Source organism: Nostoc sp. C052, from assembly GCF_013393905.1.
In the GTDB taxonomy this organism is placed as follows: Bacteria; Cyanobacteriota; Cyanobacteriia; order Cyanobacteriales; family Nostocaceae; genus Nostoc.
This window is the reverse complement of sequence record NZ_CP040277.1, coordinates 47,775-60,991: the sequence shown is the minus strand read 5'-3', so window position 1 is coordinate 60,991 and position 13,217 is coordinate 47,775. Positions and strand designations below refer to the sequence as shown.

16 protein-coding genes are annotated in these 13,217 nt (G+C 44.6%); 3 read left to right on the top strand and 13 right to left on the bottom strand.

The annotated features are described in order from the left end of the window. Positions 1 to 27: 27 nt before the first annotated feature. The 4 genes from FD723_RS39030 to FD723_RS39015 all read right to left on the bottom strand — a co-directional run bounded on the left by FD723_RS39030 (position 28) and on the right by FD723_RS39015 (position 3,160). Complete coding sequence (locus FD723_RS39030; RefSeq protein WP_179070505.1) at positions 28 to 1,095, bottom strand: tyrosine-type recombinase/integrase; 1,068 nt, start codon at positions 1,093 to 1,095, stop codon at positions 28 to 30. Between the two features lie 369 nt (positions 1,096 to 1,464). Beyond that, positions 1,465 to 1,647 carry a hypothetical protein gene (locus tag FD723_RS39025; RefSeq protein WP_179070504.1) on the bottom strand — a complete coding sequence of 61 codons (183 nt, stop codon included), beginning with the start codon at positions 1,645 to 1,647 and terminating at the stop codon, positions 1,465 to 1,467. A 107-nt stretch (positions 1,648 to 1,754) separates the two neighbouring features. After that, on the bottom strand, positions 1,755 to 1,898 hold the full coding sequence (locus tag FD723_RS39020) for a hypothetical protein (protein WP_179070503.1): 144 nt from the start codon (positions 1,896 to 1,898) through the stop codon (positions 1,755 to 1,757). A gap of 56 nt (positions 1,899 to 1,954) precedes the next feature. Further along, on the bottom strand, positions 1,955 to 3,160 hold the full coding sequence (locus FD723_RS39015) for an AIPR family protein (RefSeq protein ID WP_179070649.1): 1,206 nt from the start codon (positions 3,158 to 3,160) through the stop codon (positions 1,955 to 1,957). Positions 3,161 to 3,246: 86 nt separating this feature from the next. Here FD723_RS39015 and FD723_RS39010 point away from each other — a divergent pair, with 86 nt between their 5' ends. Continuing rightward, complete coding sequence (locus FD723_RS39010; protein ID WP_179070502.1) at positions 3,247 to 3,390, top strand: hypothetical protein; 144 nt, start codon at positions 3,247 to 3,249, stop codon at positions 3,388 to 3,390. 407 nt (positions 3,391 to 3,797) lie between these two features. On the opposite strand, the gene FD723_RS39005 is transcribed toward FD723_RS39010, so the two are convergent. The 7 genes from FD723_RS39005 to FD723_RS38975 form a co-directional block, all read right to left on the bottom strand. Beyond that, on the bottom strand, positions 3,798 to 5,252 hold the full coding sequence (locus FD723_RS39005; protein WP_179070501.1) for an SAVED domain-containing protein: 1,455 nt from the start codon (positions 5,250 to 5,252) through the stop codon (positions 3,798 to 3,800). Next, on the bottom strand, positions 5,249 to 5,743 hold the full coding sequence (locus FD723_RS39000) for a hypothetical protein (RefSeq protein WP_015186455.1): 495 nt from the start codon (positions 5,741 to 5,743) through the stop codon (positions 5,249 to 5,251). Before FD723_RS39000 ends, FD723_RS39005 begins: the two co-directional genes overlap by 4 nt. Then, positions 5,724 to 6,812, bottom strand: a complete 1,089-nt coding sequence (locus tag FD723_RS38995) for a nucleotidyltransferase (protein WP_179070500.1) — start codon at positions 6,810 to 6,812, stop codon at positions 5,724 to 5,726. The genes FD723_RS39000 and FD723_RS38995 overlap by 20 nt, the downstream gene beginning before the upstream one ends. A gap of 453 nt (positions 6,813 to 7,265) precedes the next feature. Beyond that, complete coding sequence (locus tag FD723_RS38990; protein WP_179070499.1) at positions 7,266 to 7,625, bottom strand: DUF6527 family protein; 360 nt, start codon at positions 7,623 to 7,625, stop codon at positions 7,266 to 7,268. A 3-nt stretch (positions 7,626 to 7,628) separates the two neighbouring features. After that, positions 7,629 to 9,056 (bottom strand): ThiF family adenylyltransferase, encoded by a 1,428-nt coding sequence (locus FD723_RS38985; RefSeq protein WP_179070498.1) that lies wholly within the window; start codon positions 9,054 to 9,056, stop codon positions 7,629 to 7,631. Then, positions 9,053 to 9,433 carry an E2/UBC family protein gene (locus FD723_RS38980; protein WP_179070497.1) on the bottom strand — a complete coding sequence of 127 codons (381 nt, stop codon included), beginning with the start codon at positions 9,431 to 9,433 and terminating at the stop codon, positions 9,053 to 9,055. Before FD723_RS38980 ends, FD723_RS38985 begins: the two co-directional genes overlap by 4 nt. Before the next feature lie 3 nt (positions 9,434 to 9,436). Beyond that, positions 9,437 to 9,961, bottom strand: coding sequence for a multiubiquitin domain-containing protein (locus FD723_RS38975; protein ID WP_179070496.1), 525 nt, complete (start codon positions 9,959 to 9,961; stop codon positions 9,437 to 9,439). A gap of 98 nt (positions 9,962 to 10,059) precedes the next feature. Here FD723_RS38975 and FD723_RS38970 point away from each other — a divergent pair, with 98 nt between their 5' ends. Together FD723_RS38970 and FD723_RS38965 are read left to right on the top strand one after the other, a co-directional pair. Then, complete coding sequence (locus FD723_RS38970) at positions 10,060 to 10,416, top strand: helix-turn-helix domain-containing protein (RefSeq protein ID WP_179070495.1); 357 nt, start codon at positions 10,060 to 10,062, stop codon at positions 10,414 to 10,416. Positions 10,417 to 10,457: 41 nt separating this feature from the next. Then, on the top strand, positions 10,458 to 11,030 hold the full coding sequence (locus FD723_RS38965) for an ImmA/IrrE family metallo-endopeptidase (RefSeq protein ID WP_179070494.1): 573 nt from the start codon (positions 10,458 to 10,460) through the stop codon (positions 11,028 to 11,030). A 242-nt stretch (positions 11,031 to 11,272) separates the two neighbouring features. Here FD723_RS38965 and FD723_RS38960 read toward each other — a convergent pair whose 3' ends face one another. Both FD723_RS38960 and FD723_RS38955 read right to left on the bottom strand, forming a co-directional pair. Next, the gene (locus FD723_RS38960) at positions 11,273 to 11,917 is read right to left on the bottom strand and encodes an Eco29kI family restriction endonuclease (protein ID WP_179070493.1); all 645 of its coding nucleotides are present in this window, start codon (positions 11,915 to 11,917) and stop codon (positions 11,273 to 11,275) included. Positions 11,918 to 11,943: 26 nt separating this feature from the next. Continuing rightward, the gene (locus FD723_RS38955; RefSeq protein ID WP_179070648.1) at positions 11,944 to 13,128 is read right to left on the bottom strand and encodes a DNA cytosine methyltransferase; all 1,185 of its coding nucleotides are present in this window, start codon (positions 13,126 to 13,128) and stop codon (positions 11,944 to 11,946) included. Between the last annotated feature and the right edge of the window lie 89 nt (positions 13,129 to 13,217).

Here is a 13,217-nt window from a genome sequence, read left to right as displayed (position 1 = left end):
TCTAATCGGGGCATATCTCACAAAGTCTCAGCGATATCGTTTGAGATTAAGAGAGCTAGCTTCATCTTCACCCACGTGTAGATAGTTGTCTATCGTGATTTTCCCTGACGAGTGGCCCAGCGTTTTAGTGATGATGTGAATAGGCGTGTTTTTAGCAGCATGGGTAGCGTGGCTGTGCCGTAACCAGTGTGGGGAGGGGATGCGACTTAACCCTGCTACTTCGGCAATGGATTTGATGATGCGGCGGATGTGGCGATCGCAAATGGGTTCACCCGTTTTTTGGCTTGTGAAAAGCGGCTCGGTTTTGTTGGGAGCATGTTGTCGATTAGCCAAAAGGTATTGGTAAAGTTCTATTGGTATGGGAACATCGCGCTCCTTGTCTCCTTTGCCTACCACTTTAATGTAAGGTAGCCCGGACTGATTTGAATGCATGGTAGCCCAGGTTAAACCACTCTCACCTACCCGAATAGCACCGTAGTAAAAAAGCTCCAGAATTAGTTGGTTGCGTTGCGCTTGTATCTTTTTGTGAGGAGTAGGGGCTTGTTCTACAACTTGTGCAGCTGCATCGAATAGGATTTCAATCTCAGTTTCAGTCAGGGTGCGCTCCTTAATCTTTTTGCGCTCCGGAGGTACTTTCAACAACATTGCAGGGTTGGCCCGCAAGTAGCCTACATCGCAAGCGTAGCGCAGAAAGCTTTTAAGGGAAGCAAGGCGACGGCGGACGGAAGCACGAGCAATTTCCCCTGTTTTCTCTTTTTTAAGTAGGTGGGCTTTGTAATTGTCCACATCTTCTTTGGTGGTGGTGTGCAGGTTTAAATTATCTAAGTCTGGATAGTCAATGCCTAGTCGCCACTGAACAAAGTGCATCACGTCATTTCGGTATGCCCGCACAGTTTGCTCTGACTCCCTACTCAAGAGCCAACTAGAAAACAGTTCGCTGGTAGTTTCCGCCCCAGTGATTTTGGGTGTGCCAGTTGCCTGTACCACCGCTTCGACTGTTGCTTTGATCACCGCTAGTTGTTCCGGTGATAACTGAGCGAGCGCCACCCCTAATTCTTCTGTATCTACACCTGCGTCTGTACGTGATAACGTCATCACACAGCCTCAAAATAATACGCGGGATAAAGCGGGTTTATCCGCCCCAAAAAAATGTCCGATAACGTTTGTTCCCAGACATTTTTAGTCTCATTCTACTCCCCCTTGCTACTCTACTCACTACTAACAAAAAGGGTTTTGCCAAATTAATTGAAATGTTAACTTGTGTGAACGCACGAGTCGGTTTTCTGATACTCCTTTGCAAGGGTCTTCATCAGGCTTAGTATCCAAAACTACTCTTGTCATAGACATCCTGAAATTAATTCACCGCCCGTGTTTGTTCCGGAAGCTGATGCTGTTATAGCAAGGGACTGGGGACTGGGGACTGGGGACTGGGGACTGGGGACTGAGTGAAAAGTCTTTTTGTGTCTAAGTTTTATCATCTGTTAATGTCCTGACCACCAAGGCTTGTGCTATAGCTTCTTCCCAAACCGCCGCAGATGAACGGGAGCAACTGTTTATTGATGCGATGGGCTTACGCCCCGCCTTCTTGCGATGGCGTAACCGCCCGCCTTCTTGCGATGACCTCCGGTCGGTCGGAGACCATCGCACCAATAAAGTGCAGATAATTCTCGTGAAAGCGCAATTTACCTACCTTGGTACGCCGTAAAATCCATCGTGTCAAGTCTAATTTGTTATTGAAATCCAGAAATCCTTTTTTAGTAAAGGCTACAGGTTTTAGGGGTAGACGGTAATTGCCAACCCACAGAACCTGTATTTTGAAAATCCCTTGCGCTGCGATGGCACAAAGGGCCTACGGTGGGCGATCGCAACACAATTAGGCTTTGCCTAGAGACTGGCATTCCAGAAAATGCCTATAATCTCTTTTTAGATGACAATTAATTGTTAAGTGGACATTTTAGCTTGGTGTCAGCGTTAATTCTTCATGCTTGCTGGAATTGACAATTTTCACCAAGTGCTGATTGAGATAACTTTGGGCCGAAATGTACAGACTTTCCCAAATTTCTGAGTTGCGACAAATTTTAGTCCCCACTGTATTTCCTGCTGTTTTCTCCGATATCAAGTATTTACGGTAATAGTTAACCCACAGGTGTTGGAGAAAGTTTTCGGCGAATTCGTCAAAAGGAATAATCCAGTTATAGTCTTGGTCTAGGAATACCCGATAGGATGCAATTATGGGTAGTGCGAGGTCAGTTGGCGCACCAAACCCAAACGAGTACTTGCTGTCGGGGAGAAGGGTAGTTTTGCGTGTATCAATTGATGCTAAATCGTTGACACCCTTTCTTCTGGGGTTGCTGATATGTTCTTGGATGATTTCGTACAGTCTTTGCTCAATCCACAGAGCTTTGGGAAGTAGAGGCAATAGAAGAGTTAATCTTTCTCTCTCAGTGTCTGTGATTTGACTAGGGGTGTTCGTACCTGTAGGGTGCTTGCTTCTTTTATTCCCGTCAGGGTTGTATCTATTTCTGTCGAGGCAGTTGATCAGCTTGAACAAGTGGTTAACATTACATTGAGCATTTCTAGGAGCGCCGCTTTGGTTTTGGTAATAGGCAATGCGGAATTTTCTATCTTCTGCTCTTTCTAACTGGGCTAAATACTGCTTGATAAATTTGTAATCTCCCCTGGCGTTGACTTTGGAGCGAGAATCTACAGGAGAAGTAGTATTTGAGGCGAGGGCTATATCTTTAGCCTCCTCTTCCTGGAGTCCAATGTGGATGGTAACTTTGACTCTGGCAAGGCTGAGGTCATATTTGTAATTTTTAGCTTGCTCAAATGCTAAAACTGTGTGACCTCCGTTGATAATGCCATCGCTACCCCCCTCGCTAGCTTCTAAAACTTCTAGCTCCAGTTCGGTTTTGTTTTTGCTAGGTTTAACTTTATTGGCTGACAGAACGATTCCACTGTGACGAGAGAAGAATTTTTCTGGTTGAGTCGTCACAGAGTCAAAGATTTGTCTGTAGGTTGCACTTTTGCGGTTTGGTTCCCGGATGTTGGGTTCTAGGGGTAGGTTTGTGGGAAACGTGTCCACATGGGCGGTGGCGATGATGCAATTGGGGTTTGCATGGAAATAGTTGTCTACTTTAATAATCCAGTTTTTCGGCATGGGTGGTTTCTGCATCTTAGCGATACATTCTCAATTATTCTTCTCGTGGGAAGAAGCTCGCGCTTAAAGATTATATTTTGTAATTTATGTCTAAAATTGTTGCAGTTGACTGGCAACGTCTGAACAACTGGCGGCAGTCCCCACCCGATAGCAAAGTAGGGGAGGGTAGTTCAGCATTGGGAGCCGCAATGAATAGCATTTCCAGCCTCTGGCTGGAAACGAGATTTTAAAGGGGTTTGAGCTTAAGTTGACACCAATGGTAGTTCAGTACATACCATTCAGGAGCGGGTTCAATCATTTACAGGTGGGTATCTCAAGAGAGCAACTTGCTTCTTTGGCGTTGGCAATCCTCGACTTGAAAGCCAAATTGAACAGCTGATACTTCTTTAAAGATTCAAGTGAATGGGGAAGGCTCCGGTGGTGTGGGAACAGAAGATGGTGAGAGTTTTTGAATATGCTCAACGGATGGAGGGCGATCTCTACTTCACAGGACTTGTGACTTGCAACATCAAATATCCGTTTCGGACAAAATATGCTTCACAAGCTAGTAAGACAATGAAATCGAAAACTTATAGTTTGTTTTTACCACAAGGTTGTATTGCTGCATTTAGATTATTGGTAGTTTGCTTCAGCAAATTTAGCTGGAAATTTCTGAGAAGAGTTGAAATGTTTTAGAGTATTGACCATTGGATACCCATGCGTAGCAAGTGACTGGTGCTGTAGCGTCCAAGCGATGTCCCAGGAACAGAGCAAGATGAGCAGGCCCAGCAAAAAATAAATGGATTTCTTTACCGCCTATAGACACTAATGTATTGACAATTAATTTTTTAATGCTTCCAACAGCATTGTTGGCATGTTGTGGGGAAGTAATAGGCTGCTCTCCTCTAATGTGAAGCACTGGCTCACCTGTGAGTCCATACTTCTCCAGATTGACTTCCACTTCAGGAATAATATCTCGAAGAATACCTATGCTAACAACCAAGCGGGTTCCTGTGTTGTCTATAATCTGATGAGCTAAAGGATAAACGGGGGTTTCTTGAGTGGGATAAGCATCTGTTGCCCATACCTCTCCACGGTATTCCATTTCGATGGCGTAGCCCCTAACAGCTGAGAAGACAGATCCTATTGCAAGACATGCTGTCAGACGACGATTGCCAGCAAGCCTGATTCGCTTATTATTTCTATACTTTTCAATCCAACTTCGAGTATCCTGTAGTTCAATCAGTAAGTGATTCCACTGTTGAGAAGGGGCAATGTCCCGAGTTTCACCACCAGAAAAAGATGCCCAATCGAAATACAATCCATGATGCTCTGGGTTATTTTCAGAGGCAATGGCTGTGTAAATCAGGATGGGACGAAGGGCAGGTAGTTGACTCGGAGGAATTTTTTCTCGCAGTTTTGTCTCTAACTCTTTGCGGGTAATAATTTGATTCTTGCGCTGTCGTATAAATGTACCTAAGTGATTATAAATATTATCAAAAGTTTTAAAAGATACATCTTCATATTCACTCAGATTCTCAGCCAAAGACTGCTTAAAAAGAGCTTCGCCATGAGATTTTGCAGTGTTCCAATCTGCCTCGACTATCACCTTTTCAAAAATGAAAAAGGCATCTTGTTCTGTACCGCCAATTTTTTTGACTAGGCGGGTATACTCTTTGAAAGAATTTTCTTTGACTGTAGAGTTTTCTTCATAAAAATCTTGAGGATTACGAACGCGGCGCAATCCATTTACCAAAGGCTCTAAGTCTCTGGAAACTCCTGCTGCTACAAGTATAAACTGCTGATAGGTGTTTGGACTACCAGCATCTACTTCTCGGAACCGTTGAATTTCATTTAAAAACTTAGATGGTTGGAGTGTATGGTCTTTAACTTCAAGAAATTCTATCGCAAACCCACGACCGGGTACAAAAAACTTTGCCTCTACATCTCCAATCCCTTCTCGGATCATAGCTGTGAAGCCATCCTGAGCTAGCCAAGCAGGAATGCGAGCAAGCATGACTTGCTCCTGAAAGGAAAAGCCACCTTCAGCAATATCACCACCACGAGACTGTGGTTCTAGGAGTGAGGGAGTCAAATGTTCGCTCTCTGTCATGCGGTTTGCTGCTCAGTCGGTTTTTCCAAAATAGAATACCCTTCAACGGGATTGGAACTCCAACTTTGGAGTTTTGAATCTGAGGCGTGTGATGATGGTCCGAGCCATTTTCCAGTATCTAGCCACAGTTCATAGTAATATAACCATAATGCAGTCCACGGGATGATAGTCTTTGCAAGCAGCATATCTTTCTGCCACGGTTTTTCTTTGGGGTAGTAGAGGCATAAAGTTCCGTCTTTCCAAACATGGGGAGGTCGTGATGCCAAAGAGGGAGATATGACATTAACGGTTGGGTAAGAGCTGAGTTTGTAGCGGATTGCTACTCGATATTTTGGGGAAAACTGACGGGGTTGAAGCGTGCCTCGCCATACAGCTACCCCACGCTCTCGCCTGTAAGCGAACCCAGGAAATCGGTGCAATATGTGCAGGTTTTGCAGCCCCAGGTTGATAGTGGGTTTCAGTTGAGAATATTCAGCCTTGGTCAATCCCATGAAACTTGGTTGCAATGGTTGAAGTGTATAAACCAGAAGCAGGTTGGCTGGGCAGAATTAAACCAGTAGAGCTGACGTAAGATTTACCAGGTAAACCCGCTTTAGCCAATTGAGACGCAGCGGTTTCTACCTCTGATGGAAAATATTCTTCTCCAAAGATTTTTTGCCAGTATTTAATCGCCTTCTCCCGATCATCAGTCTCTAACGCTTTAGCTGCCCAATTCCGTCCTTCATTAATTCGTCTCATGAAGGTTTCAAAGTGGGTGCGGCTCCAGTTCCAAGAGATGTTATGACCAAGAATCGGATCAGGGAGGTTTGGGGTTGCAACATTGCTAGTATATAGCAGGTGATCGTATTGGCGGTAAATAGCATTCAAAAGCTCGTAAAATAGGACTGCCAATGGCTGTGTCATGTCTAAAGTGTTCTGTTGGATGTGATAAACCAGCAGAGCGCCAAGCCAGTAACTCTTAGGTTTGCGGCTTTTCATTTGGCAGTCACGGAAGTGCTTCAGAAGCTTGCCAAGTGGTTTAACTTTGCGATCGTGTTTTTCCTGTAGCTCATTGAGTAAGTTAATATACCCAATGGGGTGCGATGCAATCAACTTATTGAATCCTCGATCTGGGACGTAAAGCACACTCTCGAATCCATTTGGTGCAATGCAAGGAACAAAGTCTAGGTGGAAGTCTTTGCCTTTGAAGTAGACATGGACGGATCGGCGTGCCCGCTCTACTTCTATTTCCGCTTCTGCATATCCCTCAAAGCCCAAAGCTTTTGGCAAGCCATCAAGCAACTTTTTCATGTCTTGAATTAATCGTTTAGCCTCTGGTTCATTTGCCTTTGGATCACCAGGGACACGTATTAGGGTATCTACGTCTTTAACATCACCTACTGCCATTTTTTGGGCGTATGAGCCTGCAAGTCGGGAGTGAGGGTAGACAGTGGGAAAATCTTTGCTTTTGGCAATGTACTCACGGACTAAGGGTGGTAAATCGCGTGCTGCATCAAGGCGTTCTTGGGGTGGTTGAATGTTCTTGAGCAGTTCTTCAAAGTGTGTAATAAGCGGAAACATCTATTTTTACCTTTACTGAATTGGGCTATTCATAACGCAGCGCTATGGTAATTTCTTTTCATATGCCACCATCATCAATATTTGAATCAAATATATCTTCCAGAAAAACTTACTCGTATTACCTATCGTTAGTAACCAAATTCATTTGAATTCAGCCGACATTGACTCACACTATGTCAGTGTGTAGCACTTTATTACACTGTATTTTAATGCTTTTTGATTAAAAAGAACAATTGTACTATTGGTGAAAACCGTACTAGAGTTAGTAGTAATTTTACGGTTTATCATTCAGTCTGGTGATTAACTCAAAGTAAGGGGAGCGATCGCTCCCCTCTCAATTCATGTACACTTCGTCATAGAGTTGTTGCTTCGCAAATAATTCATGCAATGGAAATATTGCTTACCTAGGAGTAAGTAAGAAGTGGATTTTTCTGCTAAACGAGACTATAAGGTTTATTTCTGTCCTGAATCAGCGCACCATTCAACAATTCCCTGACGCACCCAAAAGTGGCAGCGGCATTCGTTAAGCTGCCTAACAGAAGGATTAAGTGTTGGTCGTCCCAACGAATCAATGGCGATCGCCCAGCAAGGATGCCGCTTTTGATTCAAAGACAGCAAAATATTTTCACCACATCCTCCAGGGCAACGAAAACAAGCCCATTTCTGATATTCAGCATCACCAACGACTAAAATCTCCCCTGGTTTTATATTCTCAGGTGCAGGATGTGTTGGAACTATCCGTGCTGATAAGTCTGGCTGACGAATAAAACGCAGCCAGATTAATAACTGTCTAACTACACCGCGAAGAAACATCCCTTACTCCACCAGATTGAGAAAAGGCATAACATCCCCTCTGCTCCACCACTGGGCACCGGTTGTCCCGCAAACTGGGCAATTGGGATTAGGGATTGCTGCTGGTTTACGGTCAGTCGTCAGATGGAATTTACGAACCCTGTGAGCTGCTGCACCATCCTCACCACGGAAACCCTGAAGGCGGTGGACAAGTTCCTGCATCGCCATAATTGCTACCTCCGTTGTAAATAAAACAACGGCAGGGCTGGGGTTTCCTTCTCCAATAACGTAGGCTTCTGCCTTGCGGCGTTCGTACTCATCAGAATTACTGCGTTTCAACGCTTCATCTCTCGCAGCAACAGGATTTATAACTTCACGACACAATAGACAGGTGTGTCCTGGTGCAGGTGCAAGCACCGTGACGCGACCATCCAAAGCCTGAAAATTGGGCGTTTCCCCTTGAGAAACCTCAATTGCTAAACCCATATCAAATACAGGTGTTGCATAGTAGTAGGCAAACCTATTCAGCATTAGGCGACCCGTGTGATCATCAGTGCAACAAAAAATTACGTCGCACGCTTTCAGGGGATCGCGGCAGTCTGCTTCTCCAATCCAAGCTTGATATGTTCTCACTTGAACACCAAGTCCAAGTTCCACAAGTGACTTGGCAACAACTTCAACTTTGGGACTCATAGCATCAGCGTCTGGCTGACGCGCACCGTGTAGCCGATTTAAATTTGTATCCTCAACAATGTCTTTATCGAAAAGTGCAATGTTCCGAATACCCATCTTTGGCAGCAACATAGCGATCGCACTTCCTGTACCGCCGCAACCAATGACCCCAACACGCAACATCGATAAGTCTTGATTGAGGGCTTCCCCAAAAGCTAAAGCCTGTCGCTGGAATGCTGGAGGAGAAACCCCCAGCCCCCGGTTTGGATAATACAAACGGATTTTCTGCCCAATCACACGAATCATCCGCAAGGAGATAACTTCTTGCGAACTAACCCACAGGCGACCAATCAAATTTCCATCCGGCATTAGGATAACACTCAAAATCTGTGTATCTGAGCCGTTGCGGTTTTGTGCCAGTTGAATCAAGTCTGGTTCGTTAGTATCATCCTGAATAGAGAATTCTCTCAAGCCTTCTCGATGACTGTGAAAAATGGCTACCGTGAGGTTTTTTGCTTGTGCCGCTTGCAATGCCCGAACAAAAGAATCCATTTTCCAGGTAATGTGTTTGGCAGAGAAAGAAACAATTTCATCCTCTGGCACTGGTATTACTTCATAAGAAATGAATTTTTGGTGCGGCTGCCCATCCCAAGGGTCGGCATTGATAACGGCCTGTCCACACAAGACATAGGCTGCTCGCTCTTTACCATCTATGGTTAATAGCAATTCGTGCAGGTAATTTGAGTGTTGCTCTTGCAATGTCAAGCTTACAGTATTCAAGCAGTCACCTCCAAAGCATTTTCAATCCGTTTGAGCATTGTCCATATGCCATCTGTACCAGGTCGCCACTCATTATTATGTCTCGACCATCGTTGCCATTTCTGACCATTAAATTGGTGTGGTTGATCGGCTGCCTTTGGGTATTTTGCACCTTGTACCAGCTTTACCCACGGCAGCAGGTAAAACATATCGGGGGGTGCATCTGGGTATCCGCTCGGCAAGAGAATTAAGATATCTGCCTGTTCAGTATCAAAACGGCCAAGTGGTAACTGAAATTCGCGTAAAATAACGCCCTTTTGACTGGCATCTACCACTTCTTCAAAAGGTAAACCCCTGTTTTCCAGGTATTGGCGATCGTTTGAGGGTAAAAAGCTCATTACTTAACCCTCCGTTGTAGTCTTTTTACCAGTGAAGAATCGCTCGACTCCTGGTGCTTGTAAATCGACAGATTCGTTATCGGCAATTGGGCGGTCTTCTGCACCACGTAGTTCAAGCCAAACTCCATAGGATGCAAGGTCAACGCCAGCAAGTTCCTTCAGCTTTAACCCTGTGATCATTGGCGCGCCCCACTCAAATCGCCGACCATCGATGACAAAACGGAAGGAGCGATCGCTGCGCCAAGTAATGAATCGCTCAATACCAGGCTTTCTGAGTTCCACGGTTTCATCAAGGCGAATTTCTTCTAACTGACCGTTATGTAGCACTTGGAAGATGAGGTACTCATCCACAGGTCTCTTGCTTGCTTCATCAAGCAGCTGCCCTCCCGTAATCACGGGGTCGTCTACTTTGTAACTTCGGTCATCAATCCGCACTAAGTAGTGTTTTGCAAGCGGTGGTTGTACAGCCCCGTGCTGCTTGACCCACGCTTCCAGTTCAATCTCATCAACCACAATATTGTTCGTCATAATTTTGTTGCAAAAGTGACTTTCAATTTCACACGTAAAATTTTATCCATTATATTGCACACATGATTTAAAATTGCAACAGTGAAATTGGAGATGAAATGGCAAAAGGACAGTTTGATGTTGAAGCTTTTTATGCAGCATTGGACAGCCAACGGCTGTCTAAGCGTATGACATGGAAACAAGTTGCCGAAAAATCTGGTGTTAGTGCGTCCACCTTGACTCGGATCGCGCAAGGTAGACGACCAGATGTAGACAGTATGGCGGCAATGCTCGCATGGTCTGGGCTGAACGCAGACTCCTTCATCAAGCGCGAACAGGATACTCTAACCGAATCCGAACCACTCGCTAAAATTACGGCGTATTTGCGTGCAGATCCCCATTTAACGCCAGAAGCTGCATCTGCAATGGAAGCTGTCATCAAAGCTGCTTACGAGAAACTTCGCAAGGATCAATGAGATGACATTACGCTGTGGTTTTAGTCAGGAGGCAAATGCTTATGCCTGGTAGTCCAAGGAAGTTAAAATTGCGTCGGGGCTTTAAGACAGAGGCAAATGCTTATGCCAGGGAATTTCGAGCGGAGCTTGGCATAAAACCATACGCTCCCTTATGCCCTTGGCAGCTTGCTGAACATTTAGCAATTCCTATTGTTCCACTATCGGAATTTCAAAATGAAATTTCTGAAGAGGTTCGCTATTTCACAGAAAAAGACATAAAAAGTTTTTCTGCGATAACAGTGTTTTATGGTACACAAAGAATAATTGTTCACAATGACGCTCACAGCCCTCTACGTCAGGCTTCTAATGTTTCTCACGAATTAAGTCATGGTATCCTTCAACACCAGCCAGATGAAGTTTTTAACGAATGCGGATGCCGGAATTTTAACCAAGAATATGAAGATGAAGCAAACTGGTTAGCTCCGGCACTTTTAATTTCAGAAGAAGCTGCCCTCCATATCGTTCAAACTGGAATGACAATAGATGAGGCTGTTGAATATTACCACGCTAGCAAGGAAGTTATCAATATGCGTATTAATGTTACTGGAGCGCGAAAACGAATTTTATCTCGTTAGAGGGCTAGTTGAATCAGCTTAACTGCAAAAATTACTTAATTCAGGGTTTCTTAAGTTAAAAGATTTAACTCATAATTACCTTTATATATAAATATGAATTAGTTTTTATAATAATCATCCATAAAATTTATTCTCTAACAGGTTAATCATACTGCTGTATATATTCATTAAGCTCGATCCGTAAGTCTTATTCTCTTGTACAGCTTATTTTTAAATGCAAACTAGACATTTGTGTCATCCTTTCATTCTGCATCTTCCGACGCCTCCGTTGGGCATCCCAACCGCGCACACATATTCTGGCAGTGTTGTGTTACCCGTGGTTGCAAATTGGCTATAGTGACCAAATTAGGTGGTAACTGTTCAGCAAACAACCGTCCTGGATGGATTTCATCCCACATCGAACGCATCTGTGCTCCTCGTCCTTTACCAGGGGCATGGATACCAAAACCAGAGATAATACTGCACCAAACAGGTTGGAAATGTCTTATAAGTATTGCTTCTCCCCAAGCAACCAAGTCCACTGCCATCGCCACGACCGTAAAGTTAAATTCGGCAACATCAAGATTTGGTGCTTGGCGAATGGAGTTCCTATGTTCTCTTAAGCGACCAACCAGACCGCCAGCAATAGTTCCCTTGCCAGTACGCTTGCCAGGATTCTCAGCTTTCCCGATATAGATTGGCATACAGCATTTTGCTTGGTTGGCATAAGTAATATTTGCGTACAAAGGAAACTGTCCCCGGTAGTAAAGTAAGTAAACGCCAACATAGCCAGCCAACTCTTCTTTATGCTGTTCCAGTTCACTGAGCGGGTAGCATTGCTGTCTAGCCTGAAATTCGATTAACTGCTCGCGTAAAGTAGCAGGAGCTTGGAAAACCTCTAATGGCATGAATGATCATTGCTAGAGAGCAACTATCATTTTCCTGCCAATGGTAGTTCCTGTAAATGGCTGCGGATACTGCTAGCAATAAGATGGGCAAGAGTAACGGGTACAGCATTACCAATCTGGCGCATCGACTCGCCCCAATTACAGGGGAAGTAGTAATCATCAGGAAACGTCTGTAACCTCGCAGCTTCACGTACTGTAAAGTAGCGAACTTGTCCATCAGGCAAGGCAATCATATTCTCCCCACCGGGGACACCATGCACCCCTGCTTTTAAGGTTTTGGCTGGTTCATCTAAAGGACTACCAGTATGTCCTGGATAACTTCTAGCTCCTGGAATATAAACGTGATTTGGAATTTCTACTGCCACATCGGTGTTTTCGGGCAGTGGTAAATCAGCGATCGCATCCCGGACAGTACACCAGGGAGCAGTCACGCTACCTAACAAATTCGCACCAGTACGTTGCAAGCGACTACGAAGTAAGGATGGTATTTCTGGGCGTTCTTTGCTAGCTATGGTGTGGCGTTCCCAATATTCACCAGTAATCCACTTATGCCAAATAAGCGCTTCTTCAGTATGTGTTGGTTCAGGGAAAGACCAGTTTGCTTTCAAATCAGAGCGAAAACCAACAATAAAAACCCGCTCCCGCTTTTGTGCTACTCCATAATCCGCCGCATTCAACAGCCTGAAGGTAACGCGATAGCCAAGGTCATCACTCTTGCCACTATTATGATGACGCTCTAGGCGTGCCAAGTGGTCAACCCAAGGCTCATCTGGCTTGGGCAATAGCTGTGGATGGGTTAGCTGTAAAATAATATACTCAAAATAATTAATAAAATTACGACGTAGTAATCCCCGCACATTCTCAATCAGGAACGCTTTCGGGCGTAATGCACGTACTGCACGAAAAAACTGTGGGAACATATCTCGCTTGTCGAGAAAAGCACCATGCCTGCCACCAATTGAAAAGGGCTGACAAGGTGGCCCACCAGCTAAGAGGTCGATTTCTTCCTCAATCGTAGAATAGTCAAAATCCGTTACATCCATCTGGTGAATATGCCAGTCGCTAACAAGGGCAATCCCTCGCTGTTGATTTTCACGGATGGTGTAACAACTGTGCTTATCCTGTTCCACAAGTGCCAGATGATGAAAGCCCGCCTTGGCACAGCCCATCGCCAAGCCTCCAGCACCTGTACATAACTCTATCGATTTCACTGGTTCCAATTTAAAAACAGTCACTGCAAAACATCTTCATAATATATCTAACACAACCCAACATAGTGCTGTAAAGCGTTTGCAGATTG

Excerpts from the sequence above, each read along its gene's own strand:
- FD723_RS39030 (WP_179070505.1), bottom strand. The coding sequence starts at position 1,095 with ATGACGTTATCACGTACAGACGCAGGTGTAGATACAGAAGAATTAGGG.
- FD723_RS39020 (WP_179070503.1), bottom strand. The coding sequence starts at position 1,898 with ATGCCAGTCTCTAGGCAAAGCCTAATTGTGTTGCGATCGCCCACCGTA.
- FD723_RS39015 (WP_179070649.1), bottom strand. The coding sequence starts at position 3,160 with ATGCCGAAAAACTGGATTATTAAAGTAGACAACTATTTCCATGCAAAC.
- FD723_RS39010 (WP_179070502.1), top strand. The coding sequence starts at position 3,247 with ATGTCTAAAATTGTTGCAGTTGACTGGCAACGTCTGAACAACTGGCGG.
- FD723_RS39005 (WP_179070501.1), bottom strand. The coding sequence starts at position 5,252 with ATGACAGAGAGCGAACATTTGACTCCCTCACTCCTAGAACCACAGTCT.
- FD723_RS39000 (WP_015186455.1), bottom strand. The coding sequence starts at position 5,743 with ATGGGATTGACCAAGGCTGAATATTCTCAACTGAAACCCACTATCAAC.
- FD723_RS38995 (WP_179070500.1), bottom strand. The coding sequence starts at position 6,812 with ATGTTTCCGCTTATTACACACTTTGAAGAACTGCTCAAGAACATTCAA.
- FD723_RS38990 (WP_179070499.1), bottom strand. The coding sequence starts at position 7,625 with ATGTTTCTTCGCGGTGTAGTTAGACAGTTATTAATCTGGCTGCGTTTT.
- FD723_RS38980 (WP_179070497.1), bottom strand. The coding sequence starts at position 9,433 with ATGAGCTTTTTACCCTCAAACGATCGCCAATACCTGGAAAACAGGGGT.
- FD723_RS38975 (WP_179070496.1), bottom strand. The coding sequence starts at position 9,961 with ATGACGAACAATATTGTGGTTGATGAGATTGAACTGGAAGCGTGGGTC.
- FD723_RS38970 (WP_179070495.1), top strand. The coding sequence starts at position 10,060 with ATGGCAAAAGGACAGTTTGATGTTGAAGCTTTTTATGCAGCATTGGAC.
- FD723_RS38965 (WP_179070494.1), top strand. The coding sequence starts at position 10,458 with ATGCCTGGTAGTCCAAGGAAGTTAAAATTGCGTCGGGGCTTTAAGACA.
- FD723_RS38960 (WP_179070493.1), bottom strand. The coding sequence starts at position 11,917 with ATGCCATTAGAGGTTTTCCAAGCTCCTGCTACTTTACGCGAGCAGTTA.